This is a genomic window from Allobrachymonas sp., from assembly GCF_041912815.1.
Lineage (GTDB): Bacteria > Pseudomonadota > Gammaproteobacteria > Burkholderiales > Burkholderiaceae_C > Brachymonas.
Genome location: NZ_JAYRLV010000004.1, coordinates 15,690 through 38,303 on the forward strand (window position 1 = coordinate 15,690; position 22,614 = coordinate 38,303).

General features: G+C 63.3%; 22 protein-coding genes and 1 tRNA gene. 15 read left to right on the plus strand and 8 right to left on the minus strand.

The features are described from left to right. Positions 1 to 85: 85 nt before the first annotated feature. Complete coding sequence (gene rodA / locus ACE3P9_RS04910; RefSeq protein WP_374492166.1) at positions 86 to 1,240, minus strand: rod shape-determining protein RodA; 1,155 nt, start codon at positions 1,238 to 1,240, stop codon at positions 86 to 88. A gap of 171 nt (positions 1,241 to 1,411) precedes the next feature. On the opposite strand from rodA, the gene ACE3P9_RS04915 reads away from it, so the two are divergent. Further along, positions 1,412 to 2,191, plus strand: a complete 780-nt coding sequence (locus tag ACE3P9_RS04915) for an enoyl-CoA hydratase (RefSeq protein WP_374492167.1) — start codon at positions 1,412 to 1,414, stop codon at positions 2,189 to 2,191. Between the two features lie 85 nt (positions 2,192 to 2,276). Continuing rightward, a tRNA-Met gene (locus ACE3P9_RS04920) sits at positions 2,277 to 2,353 on the plus strand. Positions 2,354 to 2,504: 151 nt separating this feature from the next. Here the strand turns inward: ACE3P9_RS04920 and ACE3P9_RS04925 are convergent. Then, a complete protein-coding gene (locus ACE3P9_RS04925; protein ID WP_374492168.1) occupies positions 2,505 to 2,756 on the minus strand; it encodes a hypothetical protein in 252 nt (83 codons plus the stop codon). Positions 2,757 to 3,001: 245 nt separating this feature from the next. On the opposite strand from ACE3P9_RS04925, the gene ACE3P9_RS04930 reads away from it, so the two are divergent. From ACE3P9_RS04930 to ACE3P9_RS04965, 8 genes are all read left to right on the plus strand, one after another. Further along, positions 3,002 to 3,496: a hypothetical protein gene (locus tag ACE3P9_RS04930; RefSeq protein WP_374492169.1), complete on the plus strand. Its 495-nt coding sequence runs from the start codon at positions 3,002 to 3,004 to the stop codon at positions 3,494 to 3,496. Between the two features lie 219 nt (positions 3,497 to 3,715). Further along, on the plus strand, positions 3,716 to 5,062 hold the full coding sequence (gene miaB, locus ACE3P9_RS04935; RefSeq protein WP_374492170.1) for a tRNA (N6-isopentenyl adenosine(37)-C2)-methylthiotransferase MiaB: 1,347 nt from the start codon (positions 3,716 to 3,718) through the stop codon (positions 5,060 to 5,062). A gap of 126 nt (positions 5,063 to 5,188) precedes the next feature. Continuing rightward, the gene (locus tag ACE3P9_RS04940) at positions 5,189 to 6,043 is read left to right on the plus strand and encodes an ABC transporter ATP-binding protein (protein WP_374492315.1); all 855 of its coding nucleotides are present in this window, start codon (positions 5,189 to 5,191) and stop codon (positions 6,041 to 6,043) included. Next, complete coding sequence (gene mlaE / locus ACE3P9_RS04945) at positions 6,040 to 6,819, plus strand: lipid asymmetry maintenance ABC transporter permease subunit MlaE (protein WP_374492171.1); 780 nt, start codon at positions 6,040 to 6,042, stop codon at positions 6,817 to 6,819. Before ACE3P9_RS04940 ends, mlaE begins: the two co-directional genes overlap by 4 nt. Positions 6,820 to 6,854: 35 nt before the next feature. Beyond that, a complete protein-coding gene (gene mlaD, locus ACE3P9_RS04950; RefSeq protein ID WP_374492172.1) occupies positions 6,855 to 7,412 on the plus strand; it encodes an outer membrane lipid asymmetry maintenance protein MlaD in 558 nt (185 codons plus the stop codon). Then, on the plus strand, positions 7,409 to 8,464 hold the full coding sequence (locus ACE3P9_RS04955) for a VacJ family lipoprotein (RefSeq protein WP_374492173.1): 1,056 nt from the start codon (positions 7,409 to 7,411) through the stop codon (positions 8,462 to 8,464). The genes mlaD and ACE3P9_RS04955 overlap by 4 nt, the downstream gene beginning before the upstream one ends. Positions 8,465 to 8,687: 223 nt before the next feature. Further along, positions 8,688 to 9,335 carry a phospholipid-binding protein MlaC gene (locus ACE3P9_RS04960; RefSeq protein WP_374492175.1) on the plus strand — a complete coding sequence of 216 codons (648 nt, stop codon included), beginning with the start codon at positions 8,688 to 8,690 and terminating at the stop codon, positions 9,333 to 9,335. 44 nt (positions 9,336 to 9,379) lie between these two features. Further along, positions 9,380 to 9,670, plus strand: a complete 291-nt coding sequence (locus tag ACE3P9_RS04965) for a lipid asymmetry maintenance protein MlaB (protein ID WP_374492316.1) — start codon at positions 9,380 to 9,382, stop codon at positions 9,668 to 9,670. A gap of 170 nt (positions 9,671 to 9,840) precedes the next feature. Here the strand turns inward: ACE3P9_RS04965 and ACE3P9_RS04970 are convergent, their stop codons facing one another. Continuing rightward, positions 9,841 to 10,182, minus strand: coding sequence for a hypothetical protein (locus ACE3P9_RS04970; protein ID WP_374492176.1), 342 nt, complete (start codon positions 10,180 to 10,182; stop codon positions 9,841 to 9,843). A 380-nt stretch (positions 10,183 to 10,562) separates the two neighbouring features. Here ACE3P9_RS04970 and ACE3P9_RS04975 point away from each other — a divergent pair, with 380 nt between their 5' ends. Then, complete coding sequence (locus ACE3P9_RS04975) at positions 10,563 to 10,796, plus strand: hypothetical protein (RefSeq protein ID WP_374492177.1); 234 nt, start codon at positions 10,563 to 10,565, stop codon at positions 10,794 to 10,796. A 28-nt stretch (positions 10,797 to 10,824) separates the two neighbouring features. Here the strand turns inward: ACE3P9_RS04975 and ACE3P9_RS04980 are convergent, their stop codons facing one another. The 3 genes from ACE3P9_RS04980 to ACE3P9_RS04990 all read right to left on the minus strand — a co-directional run bounded on the left by ACE3P9_RS04980 (position 10,825) and on the right by ACE3P9_RS04990 (position 15,660). Further along, a complete protein-coding gene (locus ACE3P9_RS04980; protein ID WP_374492178.1) occupies positions 10,825 to 12,012 on the minus strand; it encodes an acetate/propionate family kinase in 1,188 nt (395 codons plus the stop codon). A 319-nt stretch (positions 12,013 to 12,331) separates the two neighbouring features. Then, positions 12,332 to 13,723: a bifunctional enoyl-CoA hydratase/phosphate acetyltransferase gene (locus tag ACE3P9_RS04985; protein WP_374492318.1), complete on the minus strand. Its 1,392-nt coding sequence runs from the start codon at positions 13,721 to 13,723 to the stop codon at positions 12,332 to 12,334. Positions 13,724 to 13,854: 131 nt separating this feature from the next. Next, on the minus strand, positions 13,855 to 15,660 hold the full coding sequence (locus tag ACE3P9_RS04990; protein ID WP_374492179.1) for a PHA/PHB synthase family protein: 1,806 nt from the start codon (positions 15,658 to 15,660) through the stop codon (positions 13,855 to 13,857). A 337-nt stretch (positions 15,661 to 15,997) separates the two neighbouring features. On the opposite strand from ACE3P9_RS04990, the gene ACE3P9_RS04995 reads away from it, so the two are divergent. From ACE3P9_RS04995 to pgi, 4 genes are all read left to right on the plus strand, one after another. After that, the gene (locus tag ACE3P9_RS04995; protein ID WP_374492180.1) at positions 15,998 to 16,816 is read left to right on the plus strand and encodes a hydroxypyruvate isomerase family protein; all 819 of its coding nucleotides are present in this window, start codon (positions 15,998 to 16,000) and stop codon (positions 16,814 to 16,816) included. A gap of 63 nt (positions 16,817 to 16,879) precedes the next feature. After that, positions 16,880 to 17,152, plus strand: coding sequence for a hypothetical protein (locus tag ACE3P9_RS05000; RefSeq protein WP_374492181.1), 273 nt, complete (start codon positions 16,880 to 16,882; stop codon positions 17,150 to 17,152). A gap of 161 nt (positions 17,153 to 17,313) precedes the next feature. Beyond that, positions 17,314 to 18,270, plus strand: a complete 957-nt coding sequence (gene tal / locus ACE3P9_RS05005) for a transaldolase (RefSeq protein ID WP_374492182.1) — start codon at positions 17,314 to 17,316, stop codon at positions 18,268 to 18,270. 91 nt (positions 18,271 to 18,361) lie between these two features. Then, entirely contained in the window at positions 18,362 to 20,062 is a 1,701-nt protein-coding gene (pgi, locus tag ACE3P9_RS05010) for a glucose-6-phosphate isomerase (protein ID WP_374492183.1), read from the plus strand. A gap of 139 nt (positions 20,063 to 20,201) precedes the next feature. Here the strand turns inward: pgi and ACE3P9_RS05015 are convergent, their stop codons facing one another. Together ACE3P9_RS05015 and groL are read right to left on the minus strand one after the other, a co-directional pair. Further along, positions 20,202 to 20,630, minus strand: coding sequence for an Hsp20/alpha crystallin family protein (locus tag ACE3P9_RS05015; protein ID WP_374492184.1), 429 nt, complete (start codon positions 20,628 to 20,630; stop codon positions 20,202 to 20,204). Between the two features lie 288 nt (positions 20,631 to 20,918). Beyond that, on the minus strand, positions 20,919 to 22,562 hold the full coding sequence (gene groL, locus ACE3P9_RS05020; RefSeq protein WP_374492186.1) for a chaperonin GroEL: 1,644 nt from the start codon (positions 22,560 to 22,562) through the stop codon (positions 20,919 to 20,921). Between the last annotated feature and the right edge of the window lie 52 nt (positions 22,563 to 22,614).

Below are 22,614 nucleotides of genomic sequence, written 5' to 3' on the forward strand. Positions count from 1 at the left end.
GCCGCGACGCGGGGCAGGCTCTCTCCCGGCCCCCGCCGGGGCCATGGGCGATGCATGGCGCATGGCCTCGGGAGGGGCCGGGAACTCAGGAGTGGAAGGTGCGCTTGTCCCTTGCAATGGCAAACATCATGCCCAGCGCCAGTCCCAGAGTGACCATGGCCGTTCCTCCGTAGCTGATGAAGGGCAGTGGTACCCCCACCACCGGCAAAATGCCGCTCACCATGCCCATGTTCACGAAGGCATAGGTGAAGAAGATCACCCCGATGCTGCCTCCGAGCAGGCGTCCAAACTGCGAGCTGGCGTGGGCTGCCAGATAGAAAATGCGGTAGATCAGAAACAGGTAGGCCAGTAGCAGGGCCAGATTGCCCACCAGCCCGAACTCTTCGCTGAAAGAGGCGAAGATGAAGTCCGTGGTGTGCTCGGGAATGAATTCCAGATGCGTCTGGGTGCCCTTCATGAACCCCTTGCCCCAGATGCCGCCGGAGCCGATGGCGATCATTCCCTGCAGGATGTGGAAGCCCTTGCCCAGCGGGTCGCGGGTGGGGTCGAGCAGCGTGCAGATGCGCTGCTGCTGGTAGTCGTGCAGCACAGGCCAGCGCACTCCGTCGGCACACAGCCGGGGCTCGAACCAGACCAGCAGCCCAATGCCGATGGCGCCCAGCACCACAGGGGGAATCACGAGCTTCCAGCTCAGTCCGGCAAAGAAGATGATGGACATGCCGGCAATCAGCACCAGCAGGGCCGTCCCCAGATCGGGCTGCTTCATGATGAGCCCTACCGGGATGACCAGCAGCAGCCCGGCAGCGGCATAGTCCACCGGGCGCAGCTGCCCCTCCCGCTTCTGGAACCACCAGGCCAGCATGAGCGGCATGGCGATCTTGAGCAGCTCGCTTGGCTGGATCACCACGCCGATGTTGATCCAGCGTCGAGCCCCCTTCTTGGTGATGCCGAAGAGCGCCACGGCCACCAGCAGCGCCACGCCTATCGTGTAGAGCGGCACCGCAAAGGACACCAGCCGTTGCGGCGGAATCTGGGCCGCCACGAACATCATGAATCCCGCCAGCAGCATGTTGCGGCCATGGTCGGCAAAGCGCGATCCCATGTCGTGCCCGGACGAATACATGGCCGTCAGGCCGATGCACATCAGGATGAACACGGCAAAGGCCAGGGGACCATCGAAGCCCCTGAACACCGAGAAGACATATTTCCACCAGGGTGGCCGGTTCAGCACTGCAGACATGGCGGGCATTATCCCAGTTCTGCCGCGCCGGTGACATGGTGCTCGGGTATAGTGGGCGGTGATGGACGGCTTCGCCCGTCCAAGGAGCAGGCGCCCAGCGCGCCGATCTGCAGCCGGCCCTCGGGCCGGTGTGTGCATGTGCAACAAACACTTTCCTTCAGGAGCTCACTCATGGCTTATGAATGCATCCAGACCCGTATCGAAGGCGAAAAGGTGGGGGTCATCACCCTGTATCGTCCCCAGGCCCTCAACGCCCTCAATGACCAGCTGATGACCGAACTCGGCCAGGCGCTGCAGGCCTTCGAGGCAGACGACAAGATCGGCTGCATGGTCATCACCGGCAGCGAAAAGGCCTTTGCCGCAGGCGCAGACATCACGGCCATGGCAGGCTACAGCTTTGCCGATGCCTTCGGCGGCGACTACATCACCCGCAACTGGGAGGCCATTCGCCACATCCGCAAGCCCGTGATCGCCGCTGTGTCCGGCTATGCGCTGGGTGGCGGGTGCGAACTCTCCATGATGTGCGACTTCATCATCGCTGCCGACAATGCCAAGTTCGGCCAGCCCGAGATCAAGCTCGGCATCATCCCCGGTGCTGGCGGTACACAGCGTCTGCCGCGCGCCGTGGGCAAGGCCAAGGCCATGGACATGGCCCTGACCGCCCGCATGATGGATGCCACCGAAGCCGAGCGTGCCGGGCTGGTGAGCCGCGTCGTGCCGCTCGACAAGCTCATGGAAGAGGCCCTCGGCACCGCACTGGTGATCGCCAGCATGCCGCGTCTGGCCGTGTTCGCGGCCAAGGAATCGGTCAACCGCGCCTTCGAAAGCGGCCTCTCCGACGGCGTCATGTACGAACGTCGCCTGTTCCACAGCCTGTTCTCCACCCATGACCAGAAGGAAGGCATGGCCGCCTTCGTCGAAAAGCGCAAGCCTGCCTTCACCAACAGCTGATCCACCGGCGTGATGCGAAGCGCAGCAACTTTTGAACTCGGCATTCCCAGAGTTTTCAAAAGCCATGCTATACTTCGTCTCCTACGGCGCTTTAGCTCAGTCGGTTAGAGCGATGGAATCATAATCCACAGGTCCGCGGTTCGAGTCCGTGAAGCGCCACCAATAAAAACCCCTGCCTTTTTGCGAAGGCAGGGGTTTTCTCATTGCAGCTGTGAGTATGGGGAGCGCAGGCGTCCTCTTGCCTCATGGGTATCCACAAAGTCGCCAGCCACAGAGCGAGGTGTGGCTGGCCGCTCTCTGTGTTCCGTTCTTGTCAGTAGCTGGTGTCGTAGGCGTCGGAGTTGTCGCGGATCCAGCGCCGCAGTTCTTCCACCTGGGTGCTCTTGAAGATGGTTTCTCCCGTGATGGCATTGGAGACGCTGTAGATGGCGGTGCCGGGGATTTCATCCCCCTGGATGTCGATTTTGGCGACCTTGGTCAGCTTGATGGGAATGTTGTTGGCCAGGAATTTGGGTACATTCATCCTGAGGTGGCCGTAGCTCAGTTCTTCGGGTGCAGCGCTCATGTCAATCCCCTGAAATAGCGGGTGAGGTAAAATCGCTGGCCGCCCGTGCTGCACTGCTCCAGGAGAGTGCGGGCTCCGCGTCTTGCCGTTCCATTATGCAGGGTGTTCGCATCCGCAGCGAAAAGGCCGGCCGCAAGTTTTACAAATCCCGATTCGGGATGATACGGATAGGACAGCAGTGTTCCCGCTCCGGGCGCGCATGCCGTTCTTCGGTCCTCATTCCTTTCAGCCTCTGGATCTACACCATGAACCGCTGCATGTCCCGTCTGGCGCTGTGTGCGCATGTGCTTGCCTTGTGGGGTGCGGCAGGGAGTGCCCTTGCCGATACCGGCTTTCCGGTGGCAACGGACAGCACGTCTTCCTCCCAGCCCTACATGCGGCACCGCAGTTTCCCAGACAAGGCAGAGCGGGGCATGATCGAGTTCGTGGAGCCGCCGGCCATCCGGGTCGATGGCCACGACGAGCGGCTTTCGCCGGGGTCGCATGTGCGCGGGCCGCGCAATCGCCAGCTGTCGGCACGACAGCTCGGCGGTACGGGCATTCTCTATGACGCTCTGTATGTGCGCGATGCCAGCGGGCGCATCGGCGACATTTGGCTGCTGGATCGCGAAGAGGCGCAGCAGCTCTCGCCCCGTCAGAAGCGCGACCAGGCCCTGCGCATGATGGGGGTGGATCCCACGCGCAGGGTTCGGCGGGACACTCCCTTCGATCAGCTGCCTACCTTCGACGGGACGCAGTGACGGTATTTCCCGGGCGTGCAGCGTTTCAGGTGCCAGGCAGGAGGCGCTCCGCCCCGTGGAAGCGATTCCATCGCCGGGCCGCTCGGCCGCAGTGACGGTGACGCGCATGGTCATGCCATCTGCGGTGGCAGGGGCTGTGGCCTCCGCTTCCTGAATTTGAATTCTTCATCCTTCCATTGAATGGCTGCATGCGCATGGCGTGCGGCAGGAGTTTCCCTCATGTCCAATTCCACTCCCCGCAAGGTTTACATCAAGACATTCGGCTGCCAGATGAACGAGTACGACTCGGACAAGATGGCCGATGTGCTCGGTGCAGCGCAGGGCTACCAGAAAACCGACGACGTGGAGGAGGCCGATCTCATCCTCTTCAACACCTGCTCCGTGCGTGAAAAGGCGCAGGAAAAGGTCTTCAGCGATCTGGGGCGCATCCGGCACCTCAAGGCACGTGGCGTGAAGATCGGGGTGGGGGGCTGCGTGGCGAGTCAGGAGGGGGCCGAGATCATCCGGCGTGCGCCCTTTGTGGACGTGGTGTTCGGTCCCCAGACACTGCACCGGCTGCCTGAGCTGCTGCAGGAGAGCGAGGCGCAGCATGCGCCACAGGTGGACATCAGCTTTCCCGAGATCGAGAAGTTCGATCACCTGCCGCCTGCCCGGGTGGAGGGGGCATCGGCCTTCGTGTCCATCATGGAAGGCTGCAGCAAGTACTGCAGCTACTGTGTGGTGCCCTACACGCGCGGCGAGGAGTTCAGCAGACCGCTGGAGGAAGTGCTGATCGAGGTGGCGGGGCTGGCCGACCAGGGCGTGAAAGAGGTGACCCTGCTGGGGCAGAATGTGAATGCCTACCGAGGAAAGATGGGAGATGGCGGCGAGATCGCCGATTTTGCGCTGCTGATCGAGTATGTGGCCGATATTCCAGGGATCGAGCGCATCCGCTACACCACGAGCCATCCCAACGAGTTCACCCAGCGGCTCATCGACGTCTATGCCCGCGTGCCCCAGCTGGTGAGCCACCTGCATCTGCCGGTGCAGCATGGCAGCGACCGCATTCTCATGGCCATGAAGCGTGGCTACACCGCCATGGAGTACAAGAGCATCATCCGCAAGCTGCGTGCCGTGCGGCCGGACATCAGTCTGTCGAGCGATTTCATCGTGGGGTTCCCCGGCGAGACGGACGACGACTTCGCTCGTCTGCTCCGTCTGATCGAGGATGTGGGCTATGACTCCAGTTTCAGCTTCATCTTCAGTCCGCGTCCCGGTACCCCGGCTGCGAATCTGGCCGACGATACGCCGCACGAGGTGAAGCTGCGCCGGCTCCAGCAGGTCCAGGCCTTGCTGGAGGAAAACGTGCGGCGCATCAGCGCCAGCCGGGTAGGCACGGTGCAGCGCATTCTGGTCGAAGGCCCCTCGCGCAAGAACCCCGAAGAGCTCATGGGGCGCACAGCCTGCAACCGCATCGTGAACTTTGCCGCAGGGGCGGGGCGTGATCACCTCGTGGGGCACATGCTGGACGTGCGCATCACCGAGGCGCTGCCGCATTCCCTGCGGGGCGAGGTGCTGACTGCCTGAATGGGGCAGATGACTTCAGGGTGGAAGGGGCCCGACAAGGGGGCCGTGCAGGTCTCGGGCGCAGGCCTTAGAATCCTTGGCATGTCCATGTCCCCTGCCGTTTCCGGGGCCCCGGTGACCACGTCGATGGCTTCCGGGGCCGAGCCGTCCTCTGCCGTGCCTGCACTGGTGGAGTTGCGGCATGTGCATTTCAGCTATGGCGAGGGGCCGGAGATTCTCCGAGATGTTTCCCTGACGGTGCCCCGTGGCAAGGTCACGGCCATCATGGGGGCTTCAGGCGGAGGCAAGACCACGGTGCTGCGGCTCATCGGTGGGCAGCAGCGTGCGCGCAGCGGCGAGGTGCTCCTGGGCGGCGAGGATGTGGGGCGTCTGGACCATGCCGCCCTGTATGCCGCACGGAGGCGCATGGGCATGCTGTTCCAGTTCGGTGCCCTGTTCACCGACATGACAGTCTTCGACAACGTGGCGTTTCCCCTGCGCGAGCACACGCAGCTGCCCGAGTCGATGATCCGCGACATCGTGCTCATGAAGCTCAATGCCGTGGGACTGCGGGGCGCGCGCGATCTGATGCCGAGCGAGGTGTCGGGAGGCATGTCGCGGCGGGTGGCATTGGCGCGGGCCATTGCGCTCGATCCTGAATTCGTCATGTACGACGAGCCATTTGCCGGGCTCGACCCCATTTCCCTGGGCACCATTGCCCAGCTCGTGCGCCAGCTCAACGATGCCATGGGGCTCACCAGCATTCTGGTGTCGCACGATCTGGATCAAACCTTCCGCATCGCCGACCATGTGGTCATTCTGGCCAATGGCATCATCGCGGCGCAGGGCACACCCGATGACATCCGGCGCAACGAGGACCCTCTGGTGCGCCAGTTCGTGCAGGCTTCGCCGGATGGCCCGGTGCGCTTCCACTACCCGGGCCCCAGTCTGGCGCAGGACCTGGGGCTGCGCGATCTGCAAGGGCAGGCACAAAAGCCATGAACTATCTCAATCCCTCCGATCTCGGCTATGCCCTGCGCCGTCAGGTGGTGCGGCTGGGCATGGGTGCACGCCTCTTCGGCCGCCTCATCACCTCCGTGGGCAGCTGGCGCCGACCGGGACTCATCCGGGATCAGGTGCATTTTCTGGGCAACTATTCCCTGTCCATCATCGCCATTTCGGGGCTTTTCGTCGGGTTTGTGCTCGGCCTCCAGGGCTACTACACCCTCAAGAGCTTCGGCTCCTCGGAATCGGTGGGGCTGCTGGTGGCACTGAGTCTGCTGCGCGAGCTGGGGCCGGTGGTGACAGGGCTGCTCTTTGCCGGCCGTGCGGGCACTTCGCTCACGGCGGAAATCGGCCTCATGAAGGCGGGCGAACAGCTCGACGCCATGGAGATGATGGCCGTCAATCCGGTGGATCGCATCCTGGCACCGCGCTTCTGGGGCGGGGTGGTGGCCATGCCGGTCCTGGCTGCCATCTTCAGCGCTGTCGGCATTCTGGGGGGCTGGCTGGTGGCGGTCAAGCTCATCGGGCTCGACGACGGCTCCTTCTGGAGTCAGATGCAGGGGGGAGTCGATGTCTGGAAGGATGTGGCCAATGGGGTCATCAAGAGCGTGGTGTTCGGCATTGCCGTGACCTTCGTCGCCCTGTTGGAGGGATATTCGGCACGGCCCACGCCAGAAGGGGTGTCCCGTGCCACCACCCGCACCGTCGTGGTGGCTTCGCTGACCGTGCTGGCACTCGATTTCCTGCTCACGGCCATGATGTTCAGCATCTGAGCAGCGCACAAGAACAACGGAAGGATTCTTCGATCATGCAACGTTCCAAAGTCGATATCTGGGTAGGACTGTTTGTGCTGCTGGGAGGCGTCGCACTGCTTTTCCTGGCGCTCAAGGCCGGCAATCTGCTGTCGCTGGGCAGCAGCAAGGGCTATGAGGTCCAGGCAGTGTTCCAGGACATCGGGGGGCTCAAGCCCAAATCCGCCGTCAAGAGCGCGGGGGTGCTGGTGGGGCGCGTCAAGAGCATTCACTTCGACGACAAGACCTATCAGGCCATGGTCACCATCGATCTCGACAGCCAGTATCATTTTCCTTCCGACAGCTCCCTCAAGATCCTGACCAGCGGGCTGCTGGGGGATCAGTACATCGGCATCGAGGCCGGGTACAGCGACGCCAGCTGGAAGCAGGGTGACAAAGTCACCAATACACAGTCCGCCGTGGTGCTGGAGAACCTCATCGGCCAGTTCATCAACAGCAAGGCCGAACAGGCCGGCAGCAGCGATGGTTCGGCCTCCGACGGCAGCGATGCAGGCAAGGCGGCCGCACCTGCTCCCGCTCCCGCCAAAAGCAGCAAGCAAGGAGCCAGCCAGTGAAACACGTGTCCCTGTCCTCTTCTTCCGTCCGCGTACCCCGTCGCTGGCTGTGGGCGCTTGGAGCCTCGGTTGTGCTGGCCGGCTGTGCGACGGGCCCCACGGCCAACCCCGCCGATCCGCTCGAACCCTGGAATCGCGGCGTCTACAGCTTCAACGATGCCTTTGACCGGGCCGTGTTCAGACCCGTCACCGTGGCCTACACCAAGGTGACACCGGGGTTCGTGCAGACGGGCGTGCGCAATGTGTTCAGCAATCTGGGTGATGCCTGGTCGGCCGTGAACAGCGTCCTGCAGTTCAAGGGCCAGGAGGCCATGAACAATTTCTGGCGCTTTGCGATCAACACCAGCTTTGGTCTGGGCGGCATCTTCGATGTGGCCTCCGAGGCACGCATCCCCCAGAAGCGCGAGGATTTCGGCCTGACGCTGGCCCATTGGGGCATGGGGCCGGGACCCTACCTGGTGCTGCCCATTCTGGGCCCTTCCACGCTGCGTGATACGGCAGCTCTGCCGATGGACTGGTACATGAATCCTGTGGGGGCCATTCACAACGTGGATGCCCGCAACGGCGTCATTGTGCTTTCTGCCGTCAATACCCGCGCGGGCCTGCTCGACACCACCGATCTGCTCGACCAGGCTGCCCTGGATCCCTACAGCTTCATGCGGGATGCCTATCTGCAGAATCGCCAGTATCAGGTGGCAGCGCAGAACGCGGATGGAAGTGTCGCCACGCCGGTCACTCCGGCTTCAGGGGCAGCATCGGCGACCGATGGCTATGCGCCGCCGCCCGATGGCACAGACGGCTACGAGCCACCGCCCGAGGGACAGGATACCGCCACGGCACCTGAACCGGCTGCATCGGCCGCGGAGACTGCCACCGGGGCTGCATCAGCGCCGGCGGCCGCTGCCTCTGCGGAGGTGGGGGCAACGGGAGGAATGGTTGCCCCCAAAACAGCCGAATCGGTGGGGCAGCAGAGCCGTCAGATCATGCCGGCTGCACCGCAGCTGCTCAACCGCCTCAACAACAACTGGGGCGGCACGTTCTGGAAACGATGAATCGCCGTGGTCCCCACGCTGCAGTGAAGTTGTAACAAGAACGACCGATTCGCTGCACGGTGCGTGCCGGATGCCGCATGCGTTGCATTCGGTTGCATCTCGGCCCGGTGTGGGCTCAAAGCGCTGCCAAGATGGCGGCACGGGATTGGCTGGATGCCGGTCGGCATTGGCGGCCCAGTTTCGAATATTCCATCCATGGATTGCACAGAAGGAGAAAAACACCATGCTACGTCGTACTTTCACCGCTTCCCTCGGTTCCGTGGCCACTGCCGCTGCTCTGCTGGCCGGGTCTGCCCTGCCTGCAGCGGCATGGGCAGCTGACCTCAGCCCCGAAGCCATGGTGCAGAAGGTGTCGGGTGACACGCTGGCATCCATCAAGGCCGACAAGGCCATGCAGGCTGGGGACGTGAACCGCATCATCCACCTCGTCGACAGCAAGGTGATGCCCCATGTCGACTTTGCACGCATGACGGCCTCGACTGTCGGTCCCGCATGGCGCACTGCCACCCCTGCCCAGAAGGCCCGTCTGGAGCAGGAGTTCAAGACGCTGCTGGTGCGCACCTATGCCGGCGCCTTCAAGATGGCTGGTGACAAGCAGGTCAAGGTCTATCCGGTTCGCGGCGGTGCGGCATCCGACGTGCTGGTGCACAGCCAGCTCATCGGTGGTTCCGGTCAGCCGGTCACTCTCGACTACCGTCTCGAAAAGACGCCTGGGCACGGATATGGCTGGAAGGCCTACAACCTCAATGTGGGCGGTGTGTGGATGATCGACACCTACAAGCAGCAGTTCGCGCAGGAAGTCAACACCAAGGGGGTAGACAGCCTCATCGCTTCGCTGGCCGCCAAGAACCGCGCCAATGCCGGCCGGTGAGTGGGGCAGGGCGAATCATTGAATCCCTTTGAGAAAGCGTGACCATGTTGAGCCTGCCTTCCGAAATCACGGTCCATACGGCGCCGGCAGTCGAGCGCAGTCTGCGCGAGCAGCTCCTGCGTGAGTTGGGCGATGCGGTTCCCTCTGTCGATGCGGGGGCGCTCAGCAAGTTCGATTCGTCCGCGCTGGCGGTGCTGCTGGCTCTGCAGAGAGCCTGCGAGAAAGAGGGGCATGCGCTCAGCATTTCCCATGCGCCGTCTCATTTGCGCACCCTGGCACAGCTTTATGGCGTCGGCCAGCTCCTGTGGAATGACGACGTGACCGGAACAGCCTGACCAGACTGACCGCACGTTACCCGCCTGTGATGTCTGCGGCGGCTTGCCATGATGCGATGGGCATGGGGAAACTCCATGCCCTGTGAGGCGCCTTCGGCTGAAGGCGCTTTTCTTTTTGTCCTGAGCTCGCAGAAAACGCAAGCGAGCTCTGGGGAACAGCAAGAAAGCCGTTATTTCTTGCTGTCTTTGCTGCTGCTCTTGCGCGAAGCGGGAGCCGGGGAGCCTTCTGGCCGGGGCGCGTCGTTCTGTGGGACTGGGGCGTCTTCGTGCAGGTCGGCGACATGCCGGGAAATGTCGAACAGGCGCGATTTGCCGGCGTAATGGCGATCCAGCCGCCATTCCTGCAGGATGGCAAGAGCCAGATTGAAATTGTCGTAGTCCAGCAGGTAGATATCCGAAATCGGAAAGTCGGCTTCGGATTCGAGCGCCAGCACCAGTCGTGACAGGGTTTTGGCGCTGTCACTTCCGGGATTCTTCTCGATGAACTTCCGTGCTTCCTTGATCGCACGCATGATGGGGGTCCTTTCAGGGACTGAGGGATTGGAAACGGGCTTGCTTGCTGCAGGACCGCGACTTGGAGAACCTGAGCCTGCAGACAGGAAATGCACCAAAAAAAGGCATTTCAGCCGCTTGCGAAGATTGTAGGGAGTACCTCGATGCGCGAGAAGGGGGCGTCATCCAATGTTCACGAAACCGTCGCACAGGGGGGAGGAGGGCGGAGGAGGGCAGACAGGGCACAAGGCCTCGTACAGGCTACCGACAGTCTCCTCTGCCTCCGGAAGACGCAATGGGAAACGGGCACAATAGGCCAGCCACGCCCCCGCTCCTCAGGCAAATGCCGACGCCAAGGAGCTGGATGCGTGTTCTCAAACCTGTACCAGGAGACATGTCCATGAAACGTTATGCCCTGAATGCTGCCGGGAAGGCAGCCATTGCCGCCTTTGTGGAACGGTTCGGTAGCCCCGAGCGCACGGCCGAGAGCTATTGGCCCGATGCCGAGACGTCTGCTCCTGACCTCGACAAGGGGCTGGATGCCGTGGTCGAGATGCCGCGCGAATTCAGCAGTGATGGGCTGCAGCACGATCTCGTGCTCAAGGCCGAACATTTCGATGTGAGCCAGAATTAGGCTGGTGTGCATCGGGGGCTGTCGGGGTTCACTCCGTGAATCCCAGCAGCTCGTGGCTGCGCTGGGCGGCCACCCACTCTTCGTTGGTGGGTTCCACCGCGATGGTGAAGCCACTCTCTGGGGCAGAGATGACGCTGGCATGGCGGGCATTGGCCTCGGGGTCGAGTCGAGCTCCCAGCCATTCCAGCTCGGCGCAGACGCGTTCCCGGATCGTGGCGTTGTGTTCCCCCACGCCGGCGGTGAAAACGAGCAGATCGATGCCTCCCAGTGTGGTTGCCATGGTGGCGATCTGTTTGGCGATGCTGCGCACATAGACCGCGAGGGCGAGGCGGGCGCGGGGATTGTCGTGCTCGACAGGAAGCAGGTCCATGGTGTCGGCCGAGAGCCCGGAAATGCCCAGCAGGCCGGATCGGTGATAGAGCATGTGTCCCACCTCTTCCAGAGAGAGTTTCTGGATTTCCATGAGGTAGATGACGGCGCCGGGATCGAGAGCGCCGCAGCGCGTGCCCATCATCACGCCATCGAGCGACGAAAAGCCCATGGTGGTGCCTACGCTCTGCAGGTGGTGCATGGCGCACAGGCTTGCTCCGCTGCCGATGTGGGCGACCAGGGTACGGCCGCGAGCCAGATCGCCGTGGCGTTCGGGCAGCGCAATGCTCATGTAGTCGTAGGACAGTCCATGGAAGCCGTAGCGGCGCAACCCGCCTTCCCAGGCCTCCCAGTCGATGGGGAGCATCTTCTCGACATCGGGCAGGGTGTGGTGGAAGGCCGTGTCGAAGCACGCGATCTGGGGCAGGCGGGGATATTCCTCCAGCAGGGCGGCAATGGCTTCGAGAGCGAAGGGCTGGTGCAGGGGCGCCAGTGGGATGTAGCTGCGCAGGTCATCGAGTACGGCTGCATCCACGCGCACAGGGGCAAAGTACTTGGTACCACCATGCACCACGCGGTGGGCCACGGCGGCAATGCGGCGTTCGCCCTGGTAGTCCACGACCAGATCCCGGATGTGTTCCAGTGCCGCATGGTAGGGGCGCTCCGGGTCGAGATGGAGGTCGACCGAGGGTGCAGCGGTGGTGTCGCAGGTGGGGTGGGTGCCCCCAATGCCGTTGACCTTGCCGCCCCAGATGCGCTGGCGCGGCACCTTGCCAGCAGAGGTTTCGAACAGGGCGAATTTGATGCTGGAGGAACCGCAGTTCAGGACGAGGATGAGTTTGCTCATGAGTGGAAGGGAAAAGGAACGGACTGGAGAGCGAAGAGAGTGCTGTGTTGTGCAGAGCACACGCCGCTTGCGGCATGAGAAAGCAGGACGCAGACTGGGGCAACGTCCCGGCTTGCGCCATGCGGGCCGAGTCATTCTGACGGCAGCGCTGTCATGACGTTTCCTGTGTAGCGTTGTGGCCGCAGAGGAAGTGGACAGCAAGGACGGAAGGCCCGGCGAGGGTGCTGGAGAAGAAAGGAAGAGGGGGAAGAAAGGGATGTGCACCATGGGCGAGCTCCCCTTGTCGTCTTCTGACGGCAAGGGGATGCCGCAAGGTGCCTCAGGGCGGCGTGACGCGGTAGTGGTGGGCCAGCACCACGGCCAGCGCGCAGGATGCGATGCGCGATTCTTCTTCGTCCGCGCGGCTGGTGAGAATGATGGGCAGCTTGGCTCCGAGCACGATGCCTGCCATGTGGGCACCGCCCAGGTATTCGAGCTGCTTGGCCATCATGTTGCCGCTTTCGAGGTCGGGGACGACCAGGATGTCGGCCTCGCCGGCTACTTCGGACTGGATGCCCTTGATGGCCGCCGCATGGGCAGAGACGGCATTGTCGAGCGCCAGGGGGCCATCGAGCACGCCACCGGTGATCTGGCCGCGATCGGCCATCTTGCACAGGGCAGCGGCATCGAGCGTGGCGGGCATGGCCGGATTCACCGTTTCCACGGCAGCCAGGATGGCCACCTTGGGCCTGGCCACACCGATGGCATGGGCGAGATCGATGGCGTTGCGGATGATGTCGGCCTTGACCTCCAGCGTGGGGAGGATGTTGATGGCCGCGTCGGTGATGATGAAGGGGCGCGGGTAGGCGGGCGACTGCAGCAGGAAGCAGTGGGTGATGCGCCGCTTGGTGCGCAGACCGGAATCCTTGGCCACGATGGCGCGCATGAGCTCGTCGGTGTGCAGGCTGCCCTTCATGATGGCCTCGACCGTGCCGGCACGGGCCATCTCGGCAGCACGCTCGGCGGCGGCATCGCTGTGGGGGACGTCCTCGATGGCGATGCCGCTCAGGTCATATCCACACTGCTCTGCGAGGGCTTCGAGTCTGGACTTGGGGGCAATGAGCACCGGCTCGATCAGGCCCCGGGCGGCAGCCTTGAGGGCGGAGTCCAGCGTGAGGGCATTGCAGGGGTGGACGATGGCCGTGCGGATGCGACCCAGGGTGAGGGCATAGTCGACCAGGCGGCGGGCGCCATCCTGCGCCGGAATGAGGCGGACTTCCGGGATGCCGTGGGGCACCCATTCGACATGTTCGCGCGGAGGAATGACCGTGGCGTCGCCCGAAATGACGGTCTTGCCGTGCTGGTTGGTGCACTCGCAGCTGAAGGTGATGTGGCGCTTGACCTCGTCGCGGGCGCTGACCGTGAGGGTGGTGGTAATGGTGTCGCCCACCAGCACGGGTGCACGGAAGTGCAGGGTCTGGCCCAGATAGATGGTGCCTGGCCCGGGAAAGCGCATGCCGAGCACGGCGGAAATCTGTCCGGCGCCCCACATGCCGTGCGCGATCACGGTCTTGAAGATGCTGTTGGCAGCGTATGCGTCATCGATGTGCTGGGGATTGAGATCGCCGGTGGCCAGGGCGAACAGGGTCACGTCCTCGCGGGTGAGGGTATGGGTGATGCTGGCACTGTCGCCCATCTGCAGTTCGTCGAAGGTGCGGTTGTGCAGGGCCATGGGCTCGCCGTTTTCCTTGACGGAAAGGTCGGGGCTCACGGTGACGAAATGGCTGCTGGGAGTATTCAGGATGTTCGGGATATCGGGCATGGCGGATCGTGCGTGAAAGGTGAACGGGTAAAGGAATGGTTTCAGCGTTGCAGGACGTAATGTCCAGGAGCGTCGCACAGGACGGGGCAGCCGCCGTCAGGGGCACCCATGGTCGGCGGAGCGATGGGAGCACCGGAGTGCGCATCGAGCCAGCGGTTCCAGGATTCCCACCACGAGCCCTCGAAGCTCGGTGCGGTGGCGGCCCATTCCTCCTGCGAAAGGTAATGCCCGCCTGCCTTGCGGGTCATCTGGCGGTAATGGCGGTGGGGGTGCCCGGGTTCAGAGACGATGCCGGCGTTGTGTCCGCCACTGGTGAGCACGAAGGTGATCTCGGCATCGCTGAGCAGGTGGATCTTGTAGACCGAACACCAGGGAGCGACGTGGTCGCTCTCGGTGCCCACGGCAAAGACGGGTTGCCTGATCTCGGATACCGCCACAGGACGGCCGCCGACCTCGTACTTGCCGCGGGCAAGGTCGTTGTGCAGGAACAGCTTGCTCAGGTATTCGGTGTGCATGCGCGCGGGCATGCGGGTGGCGTCCGCGTTCCAGGCCATGAGGTCGATGCTGTGTCCGCGGTCGCCAAGCAGATATTCCTGCACCATGCGCGACCAGACCAGGTCGTAGGAGCGCAGCCAGGTGAAGGCGGCGGCCATCTGGGTCGAGTCGAGGTAGCCACGCTCGGCCATCTGCGCCTCGAGCAGGTTGAGCTGGCTCTCGTCGATGAAGAGCGCGAGCTCCCCGGGTTCGGAGAAATCGGTCTGTGCAGCCAGGAGCGTGACGGAAGCGAGACGCTTGTCGTCATCGCGCCCCATGGCAGCCGCGCCGATGGACAGCAGCGTGCCACCCAGGCAGTAGCCGCAGGCGTGAATGCCCTGATCGGGCACGATGCGGCCAATGGCGTCGATGGCGGCATAGAGGCCTTCGCGCAAATAGTCTTCCATGCCCAGGTTGTGCTCGTGCAGCCCGGGGTTCTTCCAGGAGATGGCGAACACCGTATGCCCCTGTGCCACCAGATAGCGGATCATGGAGTTGTGCGGGGACAGGTCGAGGATGTAGTACTTCATGATCCACGCCGGAACGATGAGCACGGGCTCGGGGCGCACCTTGTCGGTGGTGGGGCTGTACTGGATGAGTTCCATCAGTTCGGTGCGCAGCACGACCTTGCCTGGAGTGGCTGCCAGATCCTTGCCCACCACAAAGTCTTCGGTGATCGCTGCAGGTGCGTTGTTGAGCTTGCGCTGCATGTCGTCGAAGAAATTCTTGAGACCACGCGCCAGGTTGGCGCCATGTTCTTCCTTGGTGCGATGCAGCACCATCGGATTGGTGAGTGCGAAATTGGCTGGCGAGTACATGCTGATCCACTGGTGGGCGCAGAAAGACACCCAGTCGGCATGGTGGGGGTCGACTCCAGGCACGTTCTGCGTGGCGGCGCGCCACCAGCGTTCCTGCATCAGATAGCCCTGCTGCAGCAGACTGAAGGGCCAGTCCTGCCAGGCCGGATCGGCAAAACGGTGGTCTTCCACGGGGTAGCGCACGGGGTCTGCAGCGCGCAGACCGACCAGCGGAGCGAGCTTTTCCTGCAGGGTGTGATTGCGGCTCTCCACGGCAAAGCGATGCAGTTCCGTGAGCATTTGGGTGGCGAGCTGCCAGAGCTCCAGCTGCTTGCCGGGGGAGGCCATCAGGTGGACCATCCAGTCGTAGAACGCCATGGTGTTGAGCGCAGGGGACTGCGAACCCGTGGCCTGGGCAATCAGTGCCTGGAACTTCTGGTCCAGCACCCGGGAAGGGGTACGGGATGCCAGAGAGGAGGAATCATCCGAAGGAGTGCGGGTGGTGGGACTACGCATGGGGTCGATCCAAGAAAAGGGAGCGGAACAGAATCACCTGACTCATCCGGCTTTCCCCACCGTCGGCACCGAAGCAAAACGGCAGCAGGGAGAGCATGACAAGCCTAGGGGAATCTCATTCCTTTTACAAGTTGTGCAAGTCAGCTGCATGACAAGCATAGCGCCAATGCAGGCCGAAAAAGTGCACGGCCTGCTCCGGACAAGCCCCCGGATGGCACCCGACACCCGAGAGCCTGTCACAGGGTGTCGACAGGCAATCGTGGGATGCAGAAAGGCGGTGGGCCACGTGGTGGAACAAGCCCTGTCCCTCTGTCAGATTGGGGGCATACTTGGGCGCATGCCTCGGTTCGCTGCCAATATTTCCCTGCTCTATCCCGAATACCCCTTCGAGGACCGGTTTGCCGCTGCGGCACGTTCCGGCTTCAGTGCGGTGGAGTGCCAGTTTCCCTATGCGCTGCCTGCCCGACGTTGCCGTGATCTGCTCGATCGTCATGGCCTGCGGCTGGTGCTGCACAACCTGCCAGCGGGGGACTGGGCCACCGGCGAGCGGGGCATCGCCTGTCTGGCGGATCGACAGGTGGAATTTCGAGAGGGAGTGGAGCAGGCACTGGCGCATGCGCGCATCACCGGGGTGCGGCAGCTCAACTGTCTGGCAGGGCTGCTGCCGGAAGGGGCAGATCCGGCAGAGGCGCGGAGCGTGATGGGGGCGAACTTGCGGTATGCGCAGGCGCGCCTGTCGCCGCACGGCATCGGGCTGGTGGTGGAGGCCATCAATACCTGGGATATGCCCCGATTCCTTCTGCCCACTGTGCAGGAGGTGCTGCATCTGCTTGATCGGCAACAGGTGCCTGGGGTCAAGGTGCAGCTGGATTTCTACCATGTAGCCCGCATGGGGCAGGAGGCGCTGCCTCTGCTGGCCCGGTACTTGCCGCGCATCGGGCATCTCCAGCTGGCCGATGCCCCCGGACGCCATGAGCCGGGGACTGGCCGGATTCCCTTTCGCACCTGGTTGCGCTGGCTCGATGCCGCAGGGTATGGGGGCTATGTCGGCTGTGAGTATGTGCCAGCCCGCGGGGGAGTGGGTGGGACGGATGCGGGCTTGGCCTGGATGGCACGCCTGGGCTACGCACCGGGTTCTTCAGGTCCTTCGGCCTGACGGGGCAGGGGTTCTCGACGCCGCAGTGGCGCGGCCGGGCATGCCCTTCTACAATCCCTGCGCATGAGCAGCCCTTCCACTCCTGTTCCGGTGTCCTCCGGGGCACCCGATGCATCCCCTTCCGTGATCTGGCGCCGAGCAGATGGCTCGGTCGTGTCGTGCTTCGAGAAGGTCAAGGTGCTCAACGAGAACTATGCCGAGCTGCGCGAGCTCCTGCAGGATGCGCTTGACGATGCCCTGCTGCTGGGATGCAGCGAAGCGCAGGTGCGTGCCGCCTTTCGCGCACTGGTCGACGGAGTGGAAGCCACTGTGTCCGAGGATGCGCGCGCCAGCTGAGGGTGTGCGCGTCGGCGGAGGGTGTGCGCGCCGGCTGAGGGTGCGCGCCACGTGGTGTATACCCTGGTCACATTTTTGTGTCGATGCGTCAGCACACGGAAACCATTCGACTGCACAATGCAGAATTCAAGGCTGTGCAGCCATTGGGACATAATCTCCACATGAATCAGCTCGACGCTCTCCGACAATACACCAAGGTCGTGGCCGACACTGGCGATTTTCGCCAGATCGCCCAGTTCCAGCCGCGCGATGCGACGACCAATCCCTCCCTTATTCTCAAGGCCGTCCAGAAGCCCGACTATGCACCGCTGCTGCTGGACATCGTGCGCAGCAGGGGGGTGTCCAATCTCGCAGACACCATGGACCACCTGCTGGTTCGGTTCGGCTGCGAAATCCTCACGCTCATTCCTGGCCGGGTCTCGACCGAAGTGGATGCACGACTGAGTTTCGATACCGAAGCCACGGTGGCGCGCGCGGAGCACCTTGTCGAACTCTACGAGGGACAGGGCGTGCATATCGACCGCGTGCTCATCAAGATCGCATCGACCTGGGAGGGCATCCAGGCGGCACGCATTCTGGAAGAGCGCGGCATCCATACCAATCTGACGCTGCTGTTCTCCTTCTGTCAGGCCGTGGCCTGTGGCCATGCGGGAGTACAGCTCATTTCGCCTTTCGTGGGCCGCATCTACGACTGGTACCGGAAGCAGGCCGGCGCTGCATGGGATGATGCAGCCATGAGCGGTCCGAACGATCCCGGCGTGCAGTCCGTGCGGCGCATCTACGACTACTACAAGCAGCATGGGGTGGCTACCGAGATCATGGGGGCCAGCTTCCGCAACGTGGGCCAGATCATGGCCCTGTCCGGGTGTGATCTGCTCACCATCAGCCCCGAGCTGCTGGCACAGTTGGCCACGACTCCCGTGCAGCCGGATTTCGCACCCTCTCTCACGGTGGCACAGGCACGGGAAAGTGCACTTCCTGCCGTGCAGTTCGACGAGGCCTCGTTCCGCTATGCCCTCAATGAGGACGCCATGGCCACCGAAAAACTCGCCGAGGGCATCCGTGCGTTTGCGGCCGATGCGGTCAAGCTTGAGGCCCTGATGCACGCAGCCGCCTGATCCCGGGGCAGACCGCACCTGTCTCTGTCGGGACTGGTATGCCATCTGCCGTCAGGCTGCGCAATTAGTTCGTTTTCTCCAGGTTCCGTTCATGAATGTATTTTCGCCCGAGCGTTGTGAGGCACAGGCCGCATCGTCGTCTGCCGTGGTCTGTACGCCTCCCGGCGCCGCCAGCCGGCAGCCAGAATGGCGTCTCCTGAAGGAGGCAGCAGCGCGTTTTCCGGTCAACCGGGTGCAGCCAGGGGGTGTGCCGCTGCCATCCTCGGCAGAGCGAGCCGCTCTCTTCGATCTTCGAACTGCCTTTGCGCGGGATGCCGGGCGTACGGCACGCCTGAGCCGCACTTTTGTCCACGGGGACAGATGGCTGGCACACGTCGATTTCTCGAAGACGCACATCGACGACGACGTGCTGACCCTTCTGCACCGGCTGGCCTGTGCCCAGGGAGTGGAAGCCCGCCGTCAGGCCATGTTTGCCGGTGAGCGCATCAACCATACGGAGGGGCGTCGGGTCATGCACTGGCTGCTGCGCGAGCCTGTGGAAGCAGGTGTGGCGGAGCCCTTGCAGCCTCTGTGGCGCGAGATGGATGCCGTGCGCACCGCCTTTCTCGACTATGCGGAACGGGTGCGGGACGATGCGTCCATCACGGATATCGTCAACATAGGCATCGGGGGGTCCGATCTGGGGCCGCGCATGGCGATCGAGGCGCTGGCTCCCTATGGGCACACAGGCAAGCGGTTCCATTTCGTGAGCAATGTCGACGGGGATGCCCTGCATGATGTGCTGGCCCGGGTGGAGCCTGCACATACCCTGTTCATCGTGGCGAGCAAGACCTTCACGACGCTCGAAACCATGACCAATGCGGCCACTGCCATGGCCTGGTTCCGCGCGGCAGAGGATGGCCGCCATGCCGATCGCCTGGGCGAGCATTTCGTGGGCATCACGACACGGGTCGAATCGGCCCATGCGCTCGGCATGCGGCAGGCATTTCCGATGTGGGACTGGGTGGGCGGGCGGTATTCGGTCTGGTCGGCTGTGGGGCTGTCGCTGGCGGTGGCAATCGGTGCCACCCGCTTCCGGGAATTCCTGGCAGGAGCGCATGCCATGGACCGGCATTTCGTGGAAGCCCCGGCGCAGGACAGTCTGCCGATGCAGCTGGGTCTGCTGGATGTGTGGCGCAGCAGTTTCCTTGGGCATGCATCCCGGTGCATGGCACCCTATGCCCAGATGCTGCAGCGGTTTCCGGCCTATCTGCAGCAGCTTGAGATGGAAAGCAATGGCAAGCGCTCCAGTGCATGCGGAGAGCTGCTGGACTATGCCACCTGTCCCACCGTGTGGGGAGAACCGGGAACGAACGGGCAGCATGCTTTCTTCGAGATGCTGCATCAGGGCCCCCAGGTGCTGCCTGTCGAGTTCATCGCCGTGTGTCGGCCCCAGCATCCATGGGCGCTGCACCATGAGCTGCTGCTGGCCAATGCGCTGGCGCAGGCGCAGGCGCTGATGCTGGGACGGGACGACCCTGATCCGCAGCGCTGCTGCCCGGGAAACCGGCCGAGCACCTTCATTCTCCTGCCGGAGCTCACCCCCTTCACGCTGGGGACGTTGATCGCGCTCTACGAGCACCGTGTCTTCGTGAGCGGTGCCGTGTGGGGGCTCAACAGTTTCGATCAGTTCGGCGTGGAGCTGGGCAAGCAGCTCGCGAGCGGACTGGCACCACGGTTCTCGAGCGGGGATGTGCAGGGGCTCGATGCTTCCACGGCCGATCTCCTGACCCGCATGCGCGCTGCGATGTGACGCTTCTGCCGGAGCAGCAGAAAACCCGCCGGCCCGTGAGGGAGGCGGTTTTTCTTTATGTGGCGGTGACGGATGATGCGGCGCAGTGGACGTAACCGTCCCTTGATCTGCGCCGCAGGAAAAGCCCGACCGGCCTTACTTACTCGATCCGGATGCGCTGCGGGACGTTGACGGCTTTCTTGGGCAGGGTGAGCACGAGCACGCCATTTTCGTATCGGGCCTTGGCAGCGGATTCATCGATCTCTGCAGGCAGCTGGAAGCTGCGGGCCACCTCGCCCTGGTAGCGCTCGGTGCGCAGGACCTTGTCGCCTTCGCGGTGGCTGTCCTGCTGCTTGACCTCGGCGCGTATGGTCACCACATTGCCTTCGACTCCCACCTGGATGTCTTCCTTGGGGACGCCGGGAAGATCGGCATGCACGGTGAAGTCCTGACCGGATTCCTTGACGTCGATCCGGAGCTGCGAGGGCGGCGGCAGAGGCTCGCCATGCAGCGGCTTGATGAAAAAGCCGGGAGCGACATCCTTGAAGAAGTCATCGAGCAGGGGATTGCGGTTGATCAGGGTATTCATGCGTTTCTCCATCAGGTTGAAGGTGAAAATTCAAGTTCACGGCAACGTTGCATGTCTCCTAAGTAAGCGCCATCAAAGGATTTTCAAGGGATTGGAAGGGGCGTTCTGTATCGGGATGTGGGGGATGGAGAAGACCGCAGGGTGGGGTGTTCGGCACGCTGCCTGCGCATGAAAAAACCCTCCCGCCCCGAAGGACGAGAGGGTTGGTGCGGTGGGCCGGATGCAGGGATCAGCGGCTTGCGGGAACCGCGCCCGCTTGCCCTGCAGCCGGAGACCGGCGGAGATGAATTACATCATCCCGCCCATGCCTCCCATGCCGCCCATGTCACCCATGCCGGCGGCAGGAGCGTCTTCCTTGGGGGCTTCGGCCACCATGCACTCGGTGGTCAGCATCAGGCTGGCCACGGAGGCGGCGTTCTGCAGCGCAGTGCGGGTCACCTTGGTCGGGTCCAGGATACCCATTTCGATCATGTCGCCATACACGTGGTTGGCAGCGTTGTAGCCGAAGTTGCCGGCGCCTTCCAGCACCTTGTTGACCACCACGCTGGGCTCGTCACCGGCGTTGGCGACGATCTCGCGCAGGGGGGCTTCGATGGCCTTGAACACCAGCTTGATGCCGGCGTTCTGGTCGGCGTTGGCGCTGGTGAGCTCACCCACGCTGGCGCGGGCACGCAGTAGGGCCACGCCACCACCGGCGACGATGCCTTCCTCGACGGCTGCACGGGTGGCGTGCAGGGCGTCTTCGACACGGGCCTTCTTTTCCTTCATTTCGACTTCGGTGGCAGCGCCGACCTTGATCACGGCCACGCCACCGGCGAGCTTGGCCACACGTTCCTGCAGCTTTTCGCGGTCGTAGTCGGAGGTGGCTTCCTCGATCTGGACACGGATCTGCTTGACACGTGCCTCGATGTCGGCAGCAGCGCCTGCGCCGTCGATGATCGTGGTGTTTTCCTTGGCCACTTCGATGGTCTTGGCCTGGCCCAGATCGGCCAGGGTCACCTTCTCGAGCGTCAGGCCGACTTCTTCGGCGATGACCTTGCCGCCGGTCAGGATGGCGATGTCTTCGAGCATGGCCTTGCGACGGTCGCCGAAGCCCGGAGCCTTGACGGCCACGACCTTCAGGATGCCGCGGATGGTGTTGACCACCAGGGTGGCGAGGGCTTCGCCGTCCACGTCTTCGGCAATGATCAGCAGCGGGCGGCTGGCCTTGGCCACTTGCTCGAGCACGGGCAGCAGGTCACGGATGTTGCTGATCTTCTTGTCGAACAGCAGCACGAAGGGGTTTTCGAGAACAGCGACCTGCTTTTCGGGGTTGTTGATGAAGTAGGGAGACAGGTAGCCACGGTCGAACTGCATGCCTTCCACGACGTCGAGTTCGTTGCTCAGGCTCTTGCCGTCTTCGACGGTGATCACGCCTTCCTTGCCGACCTTGTCCATGGCGTCAGCGATGATCTGGCCGATGGATTCGTCGGAGTTGGCGGAAATGGAGCCAACCTGTGCGATTTCCTTGGAGGTGGTGGTGGGCTTGGAAGCGGCCTTGAGCTGCTCGACCAGTGCGGCGACAGCCTTGTCGATGCCGCGCTTGAGGTCCATGGGGTTCATGCCGGCGGCCACGTACTTCATGCCTTCGCGCACGATGGCCTGGGCCAGCACGGTGGCGGTGGTGGTGCCGTCGCCCGCGTTGTCGGAGGTCTTGGAAGCGACTTCCTTGACCATCTGGGCGCCCATGTTCATGAGCTTGTCCTTGAGCTCGATTTCCTTGGCCACGGACACACCGTCCTTGGTCACGGTGGGAGCGCCGAAGGAGCGCTCGAGCACCACGTTGCGGCCCTTGGGGCCCAGGGTGGTCTTGACCGCGTTGGCCAGGATGTTCACGCCTTCGACCATGCGGGCGCGGGCGTCAGCGCCGAAAACTACGTCTTTAGCTGCCATTTGCAAATTCTCCAGTGATTCAGTGGTGCAGGATGCCTGTGCCATGCGGCCA

What these genes read in the sequence shown, in the direction of transcription:
- rodA (WP_374492166.1), bottom strand. Translation starts at nt 1,240, where the DNA reads ATGTCTGCAGTGCTGAACCGGCCACCCTGGTGGAAATATGTCTTCTCG.
- ACE3P9_RS04915 (WP_374492167.1), top strand. Translation starts at nt 1,412, where the DNA reads ATGGCTTATGAATGCATCCAGACCCGTATCGAAGGCGAAAAGGTGGGG.
- ACE3P9_RS04925 (WP_374492168.1), bottom strand. Translation starts at nt 2,756, where the DNA reads ATGAGCGCTGCACCCGAAGAACTGAGCTACGGCCACCTCAGGATGAAT.
- ACE3P9_RS04930 (WP_374492169.1), top strand. Translation starts at nt 3,002, where the DNA reads ATGAACCGCTGCATGTCCCGTCTGGCGCTGTGTGCGCATGTGCTTGCC.
- miaB (WP_374492170.1), top strand. Translation starts at nt 3,716, where the DNA reads ATGTCCAATTCCACTCCCCGCAAGGTTTACATCAAGACATTCGGCTGC.
- ACE3P9_RS04940 (WP_374492315.1), top strand. Translation starts at nt 5,189, where the DNA reads ATGGCTTCCGGGGCCGAGCCGTCCTCTGCCGTGCCTGCACTGGTGGAG.
- mlaE (WP_374492171.1), top strand. Translation starts at nt 6,040, where the DNA reads ATGAACTATCTCAATCCCTCCGATCTCGGCTATGCCCTGCGCCGTCAG.
- mlaD (WP_374492172.1), top strand. Translation starts at nt 6,855, where the DNA reads ATGCAACGTTCCAAAGTCGATATCTGGGTAGGACTGTTTGTGCTGCTG.
- ACE3P9_RS04960 (WP_374492175.1), top strand. Translation starts at nt 8,688, where the DNA reads ATGCTACGTCGTACTTTCACCGCTTCCCTCGGTTCCGTGGCCACTGCC.
- ACE3P9_RS04965 (WP_374492316.1), top strand. Translation starts at nt 9,380, where the DNA reads ATGTTGAGCCTGCCTTCCGAAATCACGGTCCATACGGCGCCGGCAGTC.
- ACE3P9_RS04970 (WP_374492176.1), bottom strand. Translation starts at nt 10,182, where the DNA reads ATGCGTGCGATCAAGGAAGCACGGAAGTTCATCGAGAAGAATCCCGGA.
- ACE3P9_RS04975 (WP_374492177.1), top strand. Translation starts at nt 10,563, where the DNA reads ATGAAACGTTATGCCCTGAATGCTGCCGGGAAGGCAGCCATTGCCGCC.
- ACE3P9_RS04980 (WP_374492178.1), bottom strand. Translation starts at nt 12,012, where the DNA reads ATGAGCAAACTCATCCTCGTCCTGAACTGCGGTTCCTCCAGCATCAAA.
- ACE3P9_RS04985 (WP_374492318.1), bottom strand. Translation starts at nt 13,723, where the DNA reads ATGGCCCTGCACAACCGCACCTTCGACGAACTGCAGATGGGCGACAGT.
- ACE3P9_RS04990 (WP_374492179.1), bottom strand. Translation starts at nt 15,660, where the DNA reads ATGCGTAGTCCCACCACCCGCACTCCTTCGGATGATTCCTCCTCTCTG.
- ACE3P9_RS04995 (WP_374492180.1), top strand. Translation starts at nt 15,998, where the DNA reads ATGCCTCGGTTCGCTGCCAATATTTCCCTGCTCTATCCCGAATACCCC.
- ACE3P9_RS05000 (WP_374492181.1), top strand. Translation starts at nt 16,880, where the DNA reads ATGAGCAGCCCTTCCACTCCTGTTCCGGTGTCCTCCGGGGCACCCGAT.
- tal (WP_374492182.1), top strand. Translation starts at nt 17,314, where the DNA reads ATGAATCAGCTCGACGCTCTCCGACAATACACCAAGGTCGTGGCCGAC.
- pgi (WP_374492183.1), top strand. Translation starts at nt 18,362, where the DNA reads ATGAATGTATTTTCGCCCGAGCGTTGTGAGGCACAGGCCGCATCGTCG.
- ACE3P9_RS05015 (WP_374492184.1), bottom strand. Translation starts at nt 20,630, where the DNA reads ATGAATACCCTGATCAACCGCAATCCCCTGCTCGATGACTTCTTCAAG.
- groL (WP_374492186.1), bottom strand. Translation starts at nt 22,562, where the DNA reads ATGGCAGCTAAAGACGTAGTTTTCGGCGCTGACGCCCGCGCCCGCATG.